Below are 15,511 nucleotides of genomic sequence, written 5' to 3'. Positions count from 1 at the left end.
ACTGCATTACTTAATGTATCATTACTTTGCCCCTGTGTCAATAGGTTAATTGTAAATACATTATGAATTTGTAGACTTTCATAAAAAAAGCGCCCATTTGGGGCGCGGTTTTTACCGTTCACAGTTCCTCCAACAAATCCGCCAGCAGCGGATTTGAAACCAGAAATCCCCGCCGTGTCAGCCGCAGGCTCTCCGGTGATACCTGTGTCAGGCCGGCCGGCACATATCGCTGTGCTGTCCGCCGCATGGCATCCGGAATACCATGCCCAAAGCGCTTCCGACAGTCAGCTTCCCGCAGGCCAGCCGTCAGCCGCAGGCGCAGCATGGCGTATTCCGCAAACGAGCCCGCCGGTATTTCTGCATCTTCTTCCGGCAGCGGTGCCTCCCCTGCCAAAAAGCCCCGCAGTGAGCGTGGCCAGTAAAAGCGTTTTCCGCCGAAATAGGAATGTGCCGCCGGACCAAGCCCCAGGTATGGTGCAAGGTCCCAATATTTTAGGTTGTGGCGGCTCTCTTGTCCGGGCCGCGCAAAGTTGCTGATTTCATACTGCCGCAGGCCGCCTTTCTCCGCTAGACTGCATGCTTTTTCATACAGTTCCGCGGCCTTGTCATCGTCCGGCAGGTCCATCTGCTCCCGCCGCTGCCAGTAAGCTGTGTGCGGCTCTATCCGCAGAAGGTACATGGATAGGTGCGTCACGCCTGCCTGCAAACAAAACTGCACGCTTTTTTGCAGGGTTTCTGCCGTCTGTCCCGGCACCGCCAGCATCAGGTCCAGCGAAACATTCGCAATGCCCGCCCGGTGTGCGTCTTCTACGGCCCGTGCCGCATCCTGCGCCGTATGCTGTCTGCCCAGCAGCCGCAGTTCCCGTTCATCCGCGCTCTGTAAGCCCAGCGATACACGATTTACTCCGGCAGCATGTACCTGCTCAAACAGCGGCTGCAGCTCGCCGTCCGGATTCGCTTCCAGCGTGATTTCCGCATTTTCCAACCCGAAAGCCTGTCGAGCCGCCGTCAAAATACGGCACAGCCGCTCCGCCCCCAGCAGGCTCGGTGTACCGCCGCCAAAATAAAGAGTGTCCGCTGTCATGTCCGGATATTCCAACTTGTATTTTTTTATTTCTTCAATAATACGATTCGTATATAAATTCATCGTGCGGTCGTCCCCTCGCAGGGAAAAAAAGTCGCAGTACGGACATTTTCCGCTGCAAAACGGCACATGAATATACAGACCAACAGGTTGCATGGTGTGTTCCTCCTCTTTTGCAAAGCAGTGCTTTATGTTATAATACTACATTATAAAGAGGATTCAAAACAGGCTGCACCAGCGGCCGAGTTTCCCGGGAAAGGGGGAGTTGCCTTGCGTATTCCGCGTGAACGTATCCGCAACTTCAGCATTATTGCACATATCGACCACGGCAAATCCACACTTGCCGACCGTATTCTGGAACAAACCAAGTCTGTTCCCCTGCGTGAAATGGAAAATCAGATTCTTGACGACATGGACTTGGAACGTGAGCACGGCATTACTATTAAAGCTCGCGCGGTTACTTTGGTGTACACCGCCAAAGATGGGCTGGATTATATTTTTAACCTGATTGATACCCCCGGGCATGTGGACTTCAACTATGAAGTAAGCCGCTCGCTGGCCGCCTGTGAGGGCGCTGTGCTTGTGGTCGATGCAACACAGGGCATTGAGGCCCAAACGCTGGCAAACACCTATCTTGCCGCCGATGCCGGGTTGGAAATTCTTCCGGTCATCAATAAAATAGACCTGCCCAGTGCCAACCCCGATCGGGTGAAAAAAGAAATTGAAGACGTCATTGGCATCCCCGCGCAGGATGCCCCCTGCGTCAGTGCCAAAACCGGCCTGAATATCCGCGACGTTATGGAGCAGATTGTCCACCTTGTTCCACCGCCGCAGGGCGATGCAGGTGCCCCCCTGCAGGCGCTTATCTTTGATTCCTATTATGACTCTTACCGCGGTGCTGTCGCTCATGTCCGGCTGAAGAACGGAACTGTACACACCGGCGATGTCATTCACATGATGGCAACCGGCTGTGACTTCACGGTTGTGGAGTGCGGTTATATGCGCGCCACTTCTTTTGAACCAACCGGTGTATTGCAGGCGGGTGACGTCGGCTACATTACTGCTTCCATTAAAGAAGTAAAGGACGCCCGCGTTGGTGATACCATTACCCTGCGGGACCGGCCGGCGGAAAAGTCCCTGCCCGGCTACCGCGCCGCCCAGCCGATGGTTTTTTGCGGTATTTATCCGGCGGACGGTGCAAAATACCCCGACCTGCGCGACGCACTGGAAAAGCTGCAGCTAAATGACGCAGCCCTCTCCTTTGAACCGGAAACCAGTGTGGCACTGGGCTTCGGTTTCCGCTGCGGCTTTCTTGGTCTGCTGCACCTGGAAGTGGTGCAGGAACGGCTGGAGCGGGAATATCACTTGGACCTTATTACAACCGCGCCCAGCGTTGTGTACGAAATCACACTGACGGACGGCACCGCCAAACACATTGACAACCCGACTAACTATCCGGACCCTTCCACCATTGCGGAAGCAAAGGAACCTATCGCCGACGCGCACATCTATGCGCCCAGTGAGTACGTTGGCAATATTATGGAACTGTGCCAGGACCGACGCGGTGTATTCCAGAACATGCAGTATATCGACACCGACCGTGTAGATATTCACTACCGGCTGCCACTGAACGAAATTGTGTATGACTTCTTTGACGCACTAAAAAGTCATACCCGCGGCTATGCCAGCTTCGACTATGAACTGGCCGGCTATGAAAAAAGCCGCCTCGTAAAATTGGATATTCTTATCAACGGTGAACCGGTGGATGCTCTGAGCTTTATTATCCATGAGGACAAGGCCTATGCCCGTGCCCGCAAAATGGTAGAAAAGCTGCGGGATAAAATTCCGCGTCAGCTTTTTGAAATTCCCATTCAGGCGTGCATCGGTGGACGCATCATCGCGCGGGAAACAGTGAAAGCCCTGCGCAAGGATGTGCTTGCCAAGTGCTACGGCGGCGATATTTCCCGTAAAAAGAAGCTGCTGGAAAAGCAAAAGGAAGGCAAAAGGCGAATGCGCAAAGTCGGCTCCGTGGAGCTGCCGCAGGACGCATTCCTTTCTGTGCTTAAACTGGACGAATAAAAACTGCCGCAGTGCTGTATTTTGCACTGCGGCAGTTCCTTATTTACGAATCCAAATGTAAATGGCTGAAGTCATTCTGATAATACTTATCAGCCAGCAGATGTTTCTTTTTACCGCCCCGTCCCGGCCGGTGCTGCAGGAACTCAATGGTCTGTCCTTTTTTCCGTCTGCGGTTGCGGCGCAGCAACAGAATAATCAGCACACTGGCCGTCACGACAGCGACCCACAGCGCAATGCCCACACCGTTAACCGCGGTATTGCGGCTTGCATCACTGACTGGATTGGCAAATGGGTTTTCCTCTGATACAGCCCCCACACTTGGCAGTGCAATACCGGCAGCAGCATCTGCTTTTTTAGAGGAGGCTGATAATGTTTTGGAAGCAGAAGCTGAACTTTTGGACAACGCAGTGGAAGCGGTGCTCCTCCGTGATGTTCGTGTTTGGGAAGAAGCTCTCCGGGAAGAGGTCACTGTTCGGGACGAGGTCCGCTGTGTGTATGTCCGTGAATGCGTTTTCTGTCGGGAAGAAACCACCGTCCGTTTGGAAGAGGCCGCCTTAGGAGTCGATTCCTGGGAAGATACCGTCGGCTTTGACGACACCGCTGACACCGTTCCTTTTGAAACTGCCGCGGTCGAACTGCTTTTTCCGCCCGCGCCGGAGACCGCCTGCACTGGCATACCGACAGCATAAAACAGGGCCGCTGTACACAACAGTACCGCAGCCAGATAAAGAAGGTGATTTCGTTTCTTTTTGCGACAAGTCACAGTTCAATCCTCCAGCGCTTCCGGGCAAATCATTTTTATGAACTGATTATAACATAAATCCGTAAATTTACAAACTGTTCCCTGTCGAAGCAGCGCCGGCCGCAGTGCGGCTTGATACAAGGTTTTGCCGTCCGCAAAGGCTGTATGGCGGCAGACTACATCTGCTGTACCAAATCCCGTCAGCAACAGCAAGGCCGCCAGTGTGCCCAGACAAGCCGACCAAAATATCCGCTTTTTCTCCTGTTTCACTCGTTTATGCCCCCTGTCAAAGTTTTTTGCCTGCCCCATGTTCATATCCGCCATCTTTTTCCCATAAGATTCTTTATACTATATTACCTGTACGGGAATATTCATAAAGAATCGAGGGATTTCACTGATGAACGAAAAATGCAAGGCCGTATGCGCTGTTGCGCTGATGACAGCGGCCTGTGCCTGTGCCGTTACGCGGCTGCCCATTCTTTCCGCACAGAAAGGTGCTCTCGCGGCCGCCGAATTCATTTTGCCGGTCGGCGCCGTACAGGAACGGCGCCTTTCTTCCAAGGCACCGGCCGCATCAGTGCCCGAAAAAGCCGTTTCCTCTTTTTCCTCGCCCGCTTCCTCCTCCAAAAAGCCTGCTTCCTCTTCCAAAAAATCCGCTTCCTCCGCACCGACTGTTTCCATTCCGTCCGGCCGTGTGCAAACACAAAAACTGCCAAGCAAATTCATTGGCGGCGGTATTTATGAAACTGACCTTTCCGATACCGGCGAAAGCCAGTGTGGTTTTCATTATAAAAATTCCAATCAGAATCATAAGCTGGACGCGGCAGCTGTTCTGCGGGAACGCCCGCCCCTAAAAATAAAGGCCAACGGCACCCCTATGGTGCTCATTTATCACACCCATACAACAGAAGCCTACGCCGGTGTCACCCGCAGCCGCGACCCCTCCAAAAGTGTGGTCACGGTCGGGGAAGCGCTGGCAAAAAGCCTGCGGGCGGCGGGCATTGGCGCTGTTCATGATACTACCATTCACGACGACCCCGCATTTAACGGCAGCTATACCCGCAGTGCCCACACCATCAGCCAAAACCTCGCCAAATACCCGTCCATTCAAGTGACCATTGACGTCCACCGTGACACCATGACCAGCAGCACAACCGGCACTCGCTATAAACCAACGGTCCTTGTAAACGGCAAACGTGCTTGTCAGATTATGATTATTTCCGGCTGTGATGATACCGGTTCTCTCAATTTCCCAAACTGGGAGCAAAACCTGCGCTTAGCCGTGCGCCTGCAGAAAGGTGCCGCAGAGCAGTACCCGCACCTCATGCGTCCGCTGAACTTCGGCCCTACACGCTACAACGAACAAATGACGCCCGGCTCCCTGCTCTGTGAATTCGGCACAGAAGTGAACACACTGGATGAAGCAACTTATTCCGGCGCGCTGTTCGGGCAGGTGCTGGCAAAGCAGCTGAAAGCGCTTATTTCATAAGGCCTTTTCAGGCACCGGTCAGCTGCTCGTAAACTTCCGGCTCCAAACTGGGGTTTAGGGCGCAGTTTACCGACAGCGCCAACAAATGCGCTGCCCGCGCAACCAAACTGTCAATACCGCGCGGCGTCACCATCATCTGCTCCGCGCACGGCACGGTCTGAGCGCACAGGTCGCTGCACAGTGTAGAGGCGTCCACCACGGTCGGTACCCCCAGCCCAATAACCGGTATGCCCAGCGTCGTCTCACACAGGGAAGGCCGGTCATTTCCTACGCCGGAACCGGGTGAGATGCCGCCGTCACTCAGCTGCACTGTCTTGCCCAAACGATGAAGCCGGCCCGCCGCCAGCGCATCTATTGCGATAACCGCCGCGGGGCACAGGCCGCGTATCAGCGTACGCAGCAGTTCAGCCGTTTCAATTCCTGTTGTGCCCAGCACACCCGGCTTGACAACGCAGACACTGCGCAGACCGGCAAGTTCGGTCTGTACACCGATATGGCCGCGCACATGCCGGGTTGCCAAAACACGGTCAGCACACAGCGGCCCCAATGCATCCGGCGTAACCTGCGGGTTTCCCAGCCCCGCTACCAGCACTTCTCCCTTTTTCGGCAGCAGGGCCGCAATCTCTTGCGAAAGGAAGTGGCGCAGCTTTCCATCCCCCTCTACTGTTCCGGTAATCTGCGGCGCCTCGACTGTGATATAGTGGACGCCGTTCTCCTCCATTCGGCTGACCTGCAGACCGTTCATGCTCTCTTTTTTTGTCTTTGCTTCCGCTCGCTCCAGCGCAAGGTCTGTACGATACCCCATGGGCGTTCTCTCCTTTGTTGTTATTTACAGGTGTCCCTATTTGCAGTATCCCCGAAAAAGTTCCGGAAAAACCACCCCAACGCCTGCTGTTTATTTAATTTTCAAAAGCGCTTGCATTTTCTTCGCAAAAATGATAGTATGATAAATACGTGACGACTATTGAAAAGGAGGTGTGACCATGCCAAACATTAAATCCGCAAAAAAGCGCGTGAAGGTCATTGCTACCAAAGCCGCACACAACAAAGTGATTAACTCCGGCCTGAAGACCGATATTAAAAAAGCAAACGCCGCAATCAGCGCCAATGCCGAAAATAAGGCTGAGGCCGTACGCGTTGCCGTAAAGGCAATCGACCATGCTGCTGCGAAGGGCATTATAAAGAAAAATACCGCTGCCAGAAAGAAAAGCAGCCTGGCCCGTCAGCTGAACGCTGTCGGCTGAAAAATATCCATTTTTCTTTTTCCGAAAAATGCAGAGCAGGGCTAATGTGCCCTGCTTTTTTCATGCCTGCCTATTTCCTCAGCTTGACTTTTTCAGCTGTTTCGGGTATGATATTTACATTGGTATTGTATATCGAAATCTTTAGGGCGGAGGTGCTCGCATTGGAAAAGAAAAGCAGTTTTACGGTGTTTTTGTCCATTGTTTCTGCTTTAGCGGCAATTGCCGCGGCAATCGTTGCGGCCACCCTTTACTTCGAAAAGAAGCAGAAGGATGAAGAGGAACTGGAGCACTACCTGGACTGCTCTATTCAGTAAACACCATGCAAAAAGGTTGGGCGGGTCCTTTTTCGGGGTCCGCCCATTTTTTGTATCCATTTTCAGCTCTTGTCGCCCGGTTTTGCCAGCAGCGCCGCCAGATAGCCAAACGCCACCGCGGCCGCTACGCCTCCGGCAGCCGCGCCCAGCCCACCGGTAAAAATGCCCACGGCGCCGTGCTGTTCCACTGCCAGCTTGGTTCCCTTTGCCAGCAGATAGCCAAACCCCGTCAGCGGAACTGTAGCACCAGCGCCGGCCCACTGCACCAGCGGACCATACAGCCCGACCGCACCCAAAATAACGCCAGCCGTAACAAAGCTCACCAGGATACGGGCCGGTGTCAGTTTCGTCAGGTCCATCAGCAACTGCCCCACCACACAGATGGCACCACCTACCAAAAATGCCCGCAGAATATCCATTGCTGTCACCTCATTTCGGAATCTTTCCAATTAGTGTCTGCCGCAGGTACCGCAAATATACACTTTCTTTATTTTTATCGAAAATAGGGCTTGACAGGCCTACCCCTTTATGGAATACTATAGAACTGCTTCCCAGCAAACGTTTTCAGTTTGCCGGTCCCATTCATTTTCAGTAACTTTACATATCAGAGGAGACATATTGTGACCAAAGACCTTACCCGCGGCAATCCCGCAAAACTTATTTTCTTTTTCACCATTCCGCTACTCATCGGCAACCTTTTTCAGCAGTTTTACAACATGGCAGATACCCTGATTGTTGGACAAACACTGGGTGTGGACGCGCTGGCAGGTGTCGGCTGCACCGGCGGCATCTCGTTCCTCATTCTCGGCTTTGCCGAGGGCATCGCTGCCGGCCTGTCCATTTTGACCGCCCAGCGCTTTGGTGCCGGGGATACGGACGGTGTCCGGCGCAGCTTTGCTGCTGGGCTGCTCATCGCCGCCGGCACAACTGTTGTGCTGACTCTGGCCGGCATGCTTTTGGCGGGGCAAATGCTTCGCTGGATGAACACACCCGCAAAAATTTATCCGTATGCTTACAGCTACATCATTGTCATTATGGGCGGTATTGTGGCTGCTATGCTGTTTAACCTATTATCCAACATTCTGCGCGCGCTGGGGGATAGCCGCACGCCACTTTTATTTCTAGTCATCGCGTGCCTTATCAATATCGTACTGGACCTCACTTTCATCAAAGTTTTTCACTGGGGTGTGGCAGGTGCCGGCATTGCCACTGTAGCCTCTCAGCTAATTTCCTGTGTTTGCTGCCTGATGTTCATTGCAAAAAAGTTTCCCATTCTGCACCTGCGCCGAGAAGACTGGCATATCACTGCCTGGGAACTCGGGACACATATGCGCATCGCCTTCCCTATGGGCTTTCAAAGCAGCATTATTGCGCTGGGTACCCTGATTCTGCAAACGGCACTCAACGGCTTGGGTGCCACAGCGGTCGCCGGATACACCGCTGCCTGCCGGGTGGACCAGCTTGCCATTCAACCCATGATGTCCTTTGGCATGACGATGGCTACCTATGCCGCCCAAAATTACGGTGCCGGTAAATTTGACCGCATTCGCAAAGGCGTTAAACAATGTTTGCTGATTTCCATTTCCTTCAGTATTGTCATGGCCTTTGTCAACATCTTTTTTGGAAAACCGCTGGTTCGGCTGTTTGTCGGCAGTGCTGAAAATGTCGTCAACCTTGCGGAAATCTATCTGATTATCAACGGTGTATGCTATTTTATTCTGGCGATTCTGTTTATTATCCGTTACACCCTGCAGGGGCTGGGCAAAAGCTTTGTCCCTACGTTTGCGGGCATTATGGAACTGGTCATGCGCACCGTAGCTGCGCTTGCGCTGGTTGGACCACTCGGCTTCGCCGGAGCTTCCTCTTCTAACCCATTGGCATGGATTGGCAGCTGCATTCCGCTGTGTATTGCTTATATCTATCTCATGCGTCATTTGCCGAAAGGTCAGGATACGGCGGACTAAATCATTACATACAGCATAATAAAAAGCAGGTGATGCAGTGCCCAATTTAGGGCACTGCATCACCTGCTTTTTTCTGTTCATTCTGTTTTTAGGTGCCGAGGACTGTTCATTTTCTCCCGCTGTTCCACTGGAAAGGAAAGCAGCACTACCAGCGGAAAAGCGATCGAAAAGGCGAACATATACCGGAATTCACAGAAAGTCGGTGTCGCCACCATCAGCGTCAGCCACAGCAGCAAAAGTGGCACCAACAGCAAAAGTTTCTTTCGCCGTTTCTGTATAATCATTTGGAATGCCGCATACAAGACCGCCCAAAAAAGGAACCCGATGCTCAAAATCAGCGATAAAACCGGAATTTGTTTCTGCAGACAGTCAAGGCTGTTCTTCACGGCGCCACGGCTCCACGCAAAGCTGCCGGCGTCCGGCTGTACAATGCCTACCATGCGGCACATCTCCGGGTCCACCGCGCCGTACAATGCAATCCAGTTGGCTGTTCCGATGTGCCAATATCCCACCGTTTCCATTAGGTAGGCCTTAACGTACTTCTTCCAATTCGGACGCAGCATCTGTGCCCAAACCTTGATAAATTCTCCCTTATGACTTTCCAAAAAGTTGTTGTTAAAAGCGGAATTGAATTTAATGGGATTTACAATATAAGGCCTGTACGATTTTTTCATGGTGTCCAGCGGCAGAATCTGGTTAAGGAACGCTTTCTGCTCCACTGTGACAGCACCGTCGTTCGCCACCGTATAGCCGATTTGCTGCAATGGAATACCGACCGATTCTGCAAATGGACTTGCCGCGACATTGGCTGCCTTATAGCCCGGCCCCTGTATCACCGGCACCAAAATCAGCACTGCAAGAAATGCCGGCAGCACCCGTTTCCAGTACTTCCGGTACAAAACTGCCAGAATCACCAGTGTAACAAAGACCAAATAATATCCGTTGTTGCGTAAAAAACATAGCGGTATATTCAGCAGTACAAAGCCCACCAGATAGCCCAGACTTTGCAGCTTTTCCCCGCCGCTTTGCAAAATATTATACAGCTGCAGCAGATAAAGCAGCGTAAATGCACTGAACAAAATGTCCTTCCACATGGTCACCGCATAAATCGAAAAAACCGGGTTCAGCACAAAATAAGCCATACACAGAATTTGAATCCACGGCGCCGCACCTTTTTGGGTAAGCCAGCAAAAGAAGTAGCCAATAACCACGGCCATTACCGCGGTCTGCAGTGTCAGGAACAGTGCTGCACCAAAATTGATGTCCCTGCCAATGGCAAACGCAAACTGCAGGACCGGCCGTATCAGCAAAATATACAGAAGCGGCTGTTGGTTGGAAAGCGGCACCTTTCCCAGCGCGCAAGCAATACAAGCCACAGAATCACCCGAAATGTTTCCGGGATAAAAGACAAACAAACAGGGAATCCAGCTGAAAAACAAAACGAGAGTGGATGCCAGCCACATTTTTCCCGGAGAAAGCCGCCGCCTTTTGCGGCACAAATGCACCGGATGACGGCCTATAAAATCCGACATACAGGAGAAGCAGATGAAAAACACCGCTCCCAGCGCCGCCAAAGGAAGCAGGTCATTGTGCAGGAACGAAGACATTGTCTGACCACTCTGCAGGTTTGCTTTATTTCCGGCGATAAAGGAAATCGCCAGCAGCAAAGAAAAGATCGCATTGCAGACAAACAGCCGCCGGTTATGTACCTGACTTATCTGCCGCAGCAATAGGAACAGTCCCGCGGCCGCGGGAAGCAGCAGGAACAGCGGTGCCCGAAAAAAGCACAGTGTCACTGCTGCTAAAAATACACTGCACACCGCGGCCGCTATTCCACACGGCACAGAAACAGGGGAGTTACTTTTCTCCATGCTTGTTCATCTCCATAGATAAATTCGTCAGCATTTCAATAATGCGGCTGCGCTGTTTCACCGAAACCTCCAAAATAATGCCGGAGAAAAGGGACAGCAACGCGCAAATACCAAATGTAGAACCGACAATCAGTGTTGGGAAACGCGGTACTAAGCCGGTCATAAAATATTCATGCACAACGGGAATAAAACAGCATAGGGAAACAATCAAAAAAAGCAGAGAAAAAATTCCAAAGAATAAAAGCGGCTTATAATCGCGAAAAAGGCGAAAAATGGTACGCAGCACACGAAAACCGTCCGAGTAGGTATCCAGCTTCGACACACTGCCGTTTGGCCGGTCCCGATAAGCAATCGGTATCTCCCGAATGATGAAGTTGCGCTCGACCGCGTAAATCGTCATTTCCGTTTCGATTTCAAATCCCTGGGAAAGGATCGGGAAGTTTTTGATAAAAACACGGCTGAAAGCGCGCATTCCGGTCATAATATCGTGCACATCGGTATGGAAGATTCGGTTGATAAGGCTGCGCACCATTACGTTGCCCGCATTATGGAACGGACGCTTGTTTTCCTCAAAGTAGGTAGAGGACAGCCGGTCACCGTTGACCATATCCGCTTTGCCGTCCAGAATCATCCGCACCATTTCTGGTGCCTTTTCGGGAGGATAGGTATCATCGCCGTCCGTAATCAGGTAGCAGTCGGCTTCTACTTCTTGGAACATGGTACGCATCACGTTGCCCTTGCCCTGCCGATATTCATGCCGCACAATGGCGCCCGCCTTTTCCGCAAGCTCCGCCGTATGGTCTGTGGAATTATTGTCATATACATAAATATCGGCATCCGGCAGGCTTTCGTGATAGTCCCGGACCACCTTTTCTATCGTTTTTGCTTCATTGTAGCAAGGAATTAAAACCGCTACACGTTCCATTCTTTTTCCTCCCGCCTGTTGGTGCAAAGTCTTTTTATCCGTCTGCCTCAAAACAAATTCCTTTTATTATAACATATTCCATTTTTCACAGCAATCAGTGACATTTTTAATACCCTCTACATTTGCGATTTTTCCTGCCAAATGGTCAGCAGCGCTTGTTTTTCATTGGGGCACCGCCCGGAAATGACCGCTTCCAGCAGGAATGACAGCGCTTCCCCAACTTCCGCGCCGTGCAGCCCCAGCGCTGTCAGGTCATTTCCCTTTACCGCCAGCTGCGCACGTGAAAAACAGGCCTGCTGCTGCAGCAGCTTTCGCAGCAGTGCTTCCGTTTGGTCCAGCACCCGTAGGCGGTCCTGCACCGCCGCAGACTGTGCCGCTGTATCCGCCCGCTGCACCTGTAATAGAAACAGGCAGAAGTTCGGACCAAACTGTCGCAGCCGCCGTTTTAGAATATGCTCGTCCGGTTCCATGAACAGCATATGGCGGCGTATTCCCTCCTGTACCTGGCGGCTCAGCTTTGCTGAACAACGCAGACGCTTTAGGACCGGACCAACCATCTCTGAACCAACAGATTCATGACGATAAAAATGGTCTGTTCCGGTTTCATCGGTTGTATGGCAGGCCGGTTTTCCTATATCATGCAGCAGCATTGTCAACCTTATTGGCACCTCCGGCGGCGCGGCCTGTACGGCGTGCAGTGTATGTTCCCAAACGTCATAGCTGTGATAAGGGCTACGCTGTGGGCATCCTTTTTGTGGGGCAAGTTCCGGAAGAATGGTAAACAACACATCAGAAAAATCCCGCAGCACACGCGCGGCACCCGGCCCGCACAACAGCTTGCCCAGTTCCGCGCCAATGCGTTCCGCAGCAATCTTTTTTAGCAGGCCCCGCTGCCGGTGCACAGCCGCCGTTGTTTCCGGCGCAATGGAAAAATCCAGCACACTGGCAAAGCGCAGTGCCCGCAGAATGCGCAGGCCGTCCTCCTGAAAACGAACGTCCGGGCTGCCGACGCATCGGACAACGCCCGCCTTTAGGTCCGAAAATCCGCCGAATAAATCCACCAGCGTTCCATTGTCCCATGCCATGGCGTTGATGGTAAAATCCCTTCGGCGCAAATCCTCCGGCAGGCTCCGGGTAAAAGAAACGCTGTCCGGGCGGCGGTTGTCACTGTAGGTCCCGTCCGTACGGAAAGTGGTCACCTCCACGGGGTGTCCGTCCGACAAGACCGTAACCGTGCCATGCTGTACGCCTGTTTCCAGACAAGGAAATGCAGCCAGGGCACACTCCGTCTGTCCCGGTGTGCTGGCCGACGCGATGTCCCAGTCATTCGGTGTCCGGTGCAGCAGTGTATCCCGCACACAGCCGCCTACCAGACACGCCTGCCAGCCGGCAGTTCGCAGGGATATTAAAGTTTTCTGTACATAGTCCGGTATGATAAATTTCACGTTTACCCCTTTAAAATTTTCCGCAGATTCCGCCTCCTGCTGCGTCTTTTCCGCGGTTTTCTCCGTATTCTTTCAAACTTTTATAGTATATCATATCCACTTTTTGGGGTCAATCGGCCTTTCCCGCATACTGCCGCCCCGTACAGGCAATACTGCAACTGGAAGGGAGCGGTAAGATGCAGAACAATAAAGTGGAAATCTGCGGTGTCAACACCGCGGACCTCAAGGTACTGACAGAGGCCGAAAAAATGGATTTGCTTAAAAAAATGCACGCTGGTGACAAAAGCGCCCGTGATAAGCTGATTCGCGGCAACCTTCGTCTGGTGCTAAGCGTTATCCAGCGTTTCACCAACCGAGGTGAAAACCTGGACGACCTGTTTCAGGTCGGCTGTATTGGCCTGATGAAAGCTATTGACCACTTCGATACCAGCCAGGGTGTCCGCTTTTCAACCTACGGGGTTCCTATGATTATCGGTGAAATCCGGCGATATCTGCGGGACAACAACTCCATCCGTGTTTCGCGCTCCCTGCGCGACACTGCCTACAAAGCCATGAAGGCGAAAGAAGCGTTCCTCACCAAGCACGACCGGGAACCAACCACGGACGAGCTGGCCGCCATTTTGGATATAAAGCGGGAGGATATTGTGCTGGCACTGGAATCCGTTGTGGACCCTATTTCCTTATATGAACCGGTTTTTTCGGATGGCGGGGATACCATTTATGTCATGGACCAGGTGGGCGATAACAACGATGACAATAATTGGATTGATGAAATTATCCTGAAACAGGCTATTCATGATCTTTCGGACCGAGAAAAAAACATTCTGTCCATGCGTTTCTTTCACGGAAAAACACAAATGGAAGTTGCAAAGGAAATCGGCATCAGCCAGGCACAGGTTTCTCGGCTGGAAAAAGCCGCCCTACAAAAGGTGAAAAGGGACCTGTAAATTCTCCTGATGTCCCGTTAATGGTCAGGCAGTTTCTTTACGATAAAAACCAGCAAATGGTCTTTCCTGCCCGCTGTGCTCATGATTGAATCGTGAATCTCCGTTTTTTGGGAACCCGCATGAAGAAATGATGATTGCAGGAAAAAGCAAAAATATGGCGGGCCGGGCCCGCGTTCTGGGTTCTTTTGGGCATCCTTGCACTGTCCTTTTTCTTGGATCTCTGGAACATCGGGCAGAGCTGCATCACACAGGCAATTCGAAAATCCGCTGCCAGCAGTACAACAGAGAACTGCCCCGCAGAATGGGTAGTCCGGCAGCACCCAGCAGAGTGGATAGCCGCAGAAATCTTCTATGGACAGCAGCCCTTCCTCTTCCGGGAAAAACGCCGGTACGCTCTATCCCTCCTCCAGATAAACCGCATATGGGGCCAATTTTGAAAAAGGACCGGCCCTTTTGCTGCTCTGACAAAAAGCGATGCTTTTTATCCAAAAAATCCTGTAGAATAGCAGGCAGGAGTTGATGGACAAAATGCGAAACGTCTGGATTCTGCTGAGAAAAAAATGGATACAGCAAAAACAAATGCTGCACTATGGCCGCCGCAATTCCCCGAAGGAATGTGCCGCGCGTCTGCGCCGCAAATGCTTAAGCCTTCTTCTGGTAAGTACCGTCGGTTTCGGCACACTGGGATTTTTCCATGCCAGCGCAATGCCCCGAACCGGCAGTGAAAAGGGAAGCCGCCCCGGAACGCCGCCTGTTTCACTGCAGCTGCAGCTTCCCTACTGCAGCGCCACGAACCTGCTGCCGTGCGGCAGTGAATCTGTCAGTGAGCTGATGCTGCTGCACTACTGGGGCATTCCGGCTAGTTTGGACAGCGTCGTGTCTTCTCTGCAAAAGGCACCGCTGCAACAGGCAAAAAGCGGTGGTCTGCTCGGTCCAAACCCCAATACGGCCTTTGCCGGTAACCCGCGCAAAAAAGGCAGTGCCGGCTGTTTTGCCGATCCTGTCGCCGCGTCGCTATCCCAGCTGCTGCCGCCGCAGCTGCGGGCAAAGGACGCAACCGGTGCCTCACTGGACAGTCTTCTGCAAAAATATGTTGCGAATGGTGAACCGGTGCTTTTGTGGGCAACGGTCAATATGGACAAGCCCTCTGTCCCGCTCAAATGGAATACACCGGAGGGTGGCACCTGCTGCTGGCCAAGGAACACCGACTGCATGGTTCTGGTCGGCTATGACCAAACCTGCTGCTGGCTGGAGGACCCGGAAAACACCGCCGGTCCCACCCGCCTGACACGGCAGCTGACCGAAGAACGCTACAATCAGCTTGGCCGCCACTGTGTAACAGTAAGCCGGACAAGGGAATGACCTTCCCGGCATTTTCCATATCCCTTTTGCATAGGCATTGATAAG

At 52.5% G+C, this 15,511-nt stretch carries 16 protein-coding genes; 8 read left to right on the top strand and 8 right to left on the bottom strand.

Going from position 1 to position 15,511, the window contains the following annotated elements; genetic code table 11:
• Positions 1 to 118 precede the first annotated feature (118 nt).
• Complete coding sequence (hemW, locus tag GJQ69_RS00540; RefSeq protein WP_086034918.1) at positions 119 to 1,240, bottom strand: radical SAM family heme chaperone HemW; 1,122 nt, start codon at positions 1,238 to 1,240, stop codon at positions 119 to 121.
• A gap of 114 nt (positions 1,241 to 1,354) precedes the next feature.
• On the opposite strand from hemW, the gene lepA reads away from it, so the two are divergent.
• Positions 1,355 to 3,163: a translation elongation factor 4 gene (lepA, locus tag GJQ69_RS00535; RefSeq protein ID WP_086034917.1), complete on the top strand. Its 1,809-nt coding sequence runs from the start codon at positions 1,355 to 1,357 to the stop codon at positions 3,161 to 3,163.
• Positions 3,164 to 3,206: 43 nt separating this feature from the next.
• Here the strand turns inward: lepA and GJQ69_RS00530 are convergent, their stop codons facing one another.
• Complete coding sequence (locus GJQ69_RS00530) at positions 3,207 to 3,566, bottom strand: hypothetical protein (protein ID WP_086034916.1); 360 nt, start codon at positions 3,564 to 3,566, stop codon at positions 3,207 to 3,209.
• On the opposite strand from GJQ69_RS00530, the gene GJQ69_RS00525 reads away from it, so the two are divergent.
• Positions 3,538 to 3,852, top strand: coding sequence for a hypothetical protein (locus GJQ69_RS00525; protein WP_174192610.1), 315 nt, complete (start codon positions 3,538 to 3,540; stop codon positions 3,850 to 3,852). The genes GJQ69_RS00530 and GJQ69_RS00525 overlap by 29 nt on opposite strands.
• 77 nt (positions 3,853 to 3,929) lie before the next feature.
• Here the strand turns inward: GJQ69_RS00525 and GJQ69_RS00520 are convergent, their stop codons facing one another.
• Positions 3,930 to 4,175 (bottom strand): hypothetical protein, encoded by a 246-nt coding sequence (locus GJQ69_RS00520; RefSeq protein WP_086034914.1) that lies wholly within the window; start codon positions 4,173 to 4,175, stop codon positions 3,930 to 3,932.
• Between the two features lie 127 nt (positions 4,176 to 4,302).
• On the opposite strand from GJQ69_RS00520, the gene spoIIP reads away from it, so the two are divergent.
• Positions 4,303 to 5,394, top strand: a complete 1,092-nt coding sequence (gene spoIIP / locus GJQ69_RS00515) for a stage II sporulation protein P (protein WP_086034913.1) — start codon at positions 4,303 to 4,305, stop codon at positions 5,392 to 5,394.
• A 7-nt stretch (positions 5,395 to 5,401) separates the two neighbouring features.
• On the opposite strand, the gene gpr is transcribed toward spoIIP, so the two are convergent.
• Positions 5,402 to 6,199, bottom strand: coding sequence for a GPR endopeptidase (gene gpr, locus GJQ69_RS00510; RefSeq protein WP_086034912.1), 798 nt, complete (start codon positions 6,197 to 6,199; stop codon positions 5,402 to 5,404).
• A 178-nt stretch (positions 6,200 to 6,377) separates the two neighbouring features.
• Here gpr and rpsT point away from each other — a divergent pair, with 178 nt between their 5' ends.
• Positions 6,378 to 6,638 carry a 30S ribosomal protein S20 gene (gene rpsT / locus GJQ69_RS00505; RefSeq protein ID WP_086034911.1) on the top strand — a complete coding sequence of 87 codons (261 nt, stop codon included), beginning with the start codon at positions 6,378 to 6,380 and terminating at the stop codon, positions 6,636 to 6,638.
• 161 nt (positions 6,639 to 6,799) lie between these two features.
• Positions 6,800 to 6,952: a hypothetical protein gene (locus GJQ69_RS00500; protein ID WP_174192609.1), complete on the top strand. Its 153-nt coding sequence runs from the start codon at positions 6,800 to 6,802 to the stop codon at positions 6,950 to 6,952.
• Positions 6,953 to 7,014: 62 nt separating this feature from the next.
• Here the strand turns inward: GJQ69_RS00500 and spoVAE are convergent, their stop codons facing one another.
• Positions 7,015 to 7,371 (bottom strand): stage V sporulation protein AE, encoded by a 357-nt coding sequence (gene spoVAE / locus GJQ69_RS00495; protein WP_086034909.1) that lies wholly within the window; start codon positions 7,369 to 7,371, stop codon positions 7,015 to 7,017.
• A 201-nt stretch (positions 7,372 to 7,572) separates the two neighbouring features.
• Here spoVAE and GJQ69_RS00490 point away from each other — a divergent pair, with 201 nt between their 5' ends.
• Positions 7,573 to 8,916, top strand: coding sequence for an MATE family efflux transporter (locus GJQ69_RS00490; protein WP_174192607.1), 1,344 nt, complete (start codon positions 7,573 to 7,575; stop codon positions 8,914 to 8,916).
• A gap of 77 nt (positions 8,917 to 8,993) precedes the next feature.
• Here the strand turns inward: GJQ69_RS00490 and GJQ69_RS00485 are convergent, their stop codons facing one another.
• The 3 genes from GJQ69_RS00485 to GJQ69_RS00475 form a co-directional block, all read right to left on the bottom strand.
• Positions 8,994 to 10,787 carry a DUF6020 family protein gene (locus GJQ69_RS00485; RefSeq protein WP_174192605.1) on the bottom strand — a complete coding sequence of 598 codons (1,794 nt, stop codon included), beginning with the start codon at positions 10,785 to 10,787 and terminating at the stop codon, positions 8,994 to 8,996.
• A complete protein-coding gene (locus GJQ69_RS00480; protein ID WP_174192603.1) occupies positions 10,774 to 11,712 on the bottom strand; it encodes a glycosyltransferase family 2 protein in 939 nt (312 codons plus the stop codon). The genes GJQ69_RS00485 and GJQ69_RS00480 overlap by 14 nt, the downstream gene beginning before the upstream one ends.
• A gap of 116 nt (positions 11,713 to 11,828) precedes the next feature.
• Positions 11,829 to 13,157, bottom strand: a complete 1,329-nt coding sequence (locus GJQ69_RS00475; RefSeq protein ID WP_236849696.1) for a CCA tRNA nucleotidyltransferase — start codon at positions 13,155 to 13,157, stop codon at positions 11,829 to 11,831.
• Positions 13,158 to 13,333: 176 nt separating this feature from the next.
• Between GJQ69_RS00475 and sigG the strand changes: the two genes are divergently transcribed.
• Both sigG and GJQ69_RS00465 read left to right on the top strand, forming a co-directional pair.
• Positions 13,334 to 14,104, top strand: coding sequence for an RNA polymerase sporulation sigma factor SigG (gene sigG / locus GJQ69_RS00470; RefSeq protein ID WP_086034905.1), 771 nt, complete (start codon positions 13,334 to 13,336; stop codon positions 14,102 to 14,104).
• 519 nt (positions 14,105 to 14,623) lie between these two features.
• Entirely contained in the window at positions 14,624 to 15,466 is an 843-nt protein-coding gene (locus GJQ69_RS00465; RefSeq protein ID WP_174192601.1) for a C39 family peptidase, read from the top strand.
• Positions 15,467 to 15,511: the final 45 nt, after the last annotated feature.

The organism is Caproicibacterium lactatifermentans (genome assembly GCF_013315815.1).
GTDB lineage: Bacteria > Bacillota > Clostridia > Oscillospirales > Acutalibacteraceae > Caproicibacterium > Caproicibacterium lactatifermentans.
Note: the sequence above shows the minus strand (reverse complement) of the source record. Positions and strands in the feature narration are given on the sequence as shown.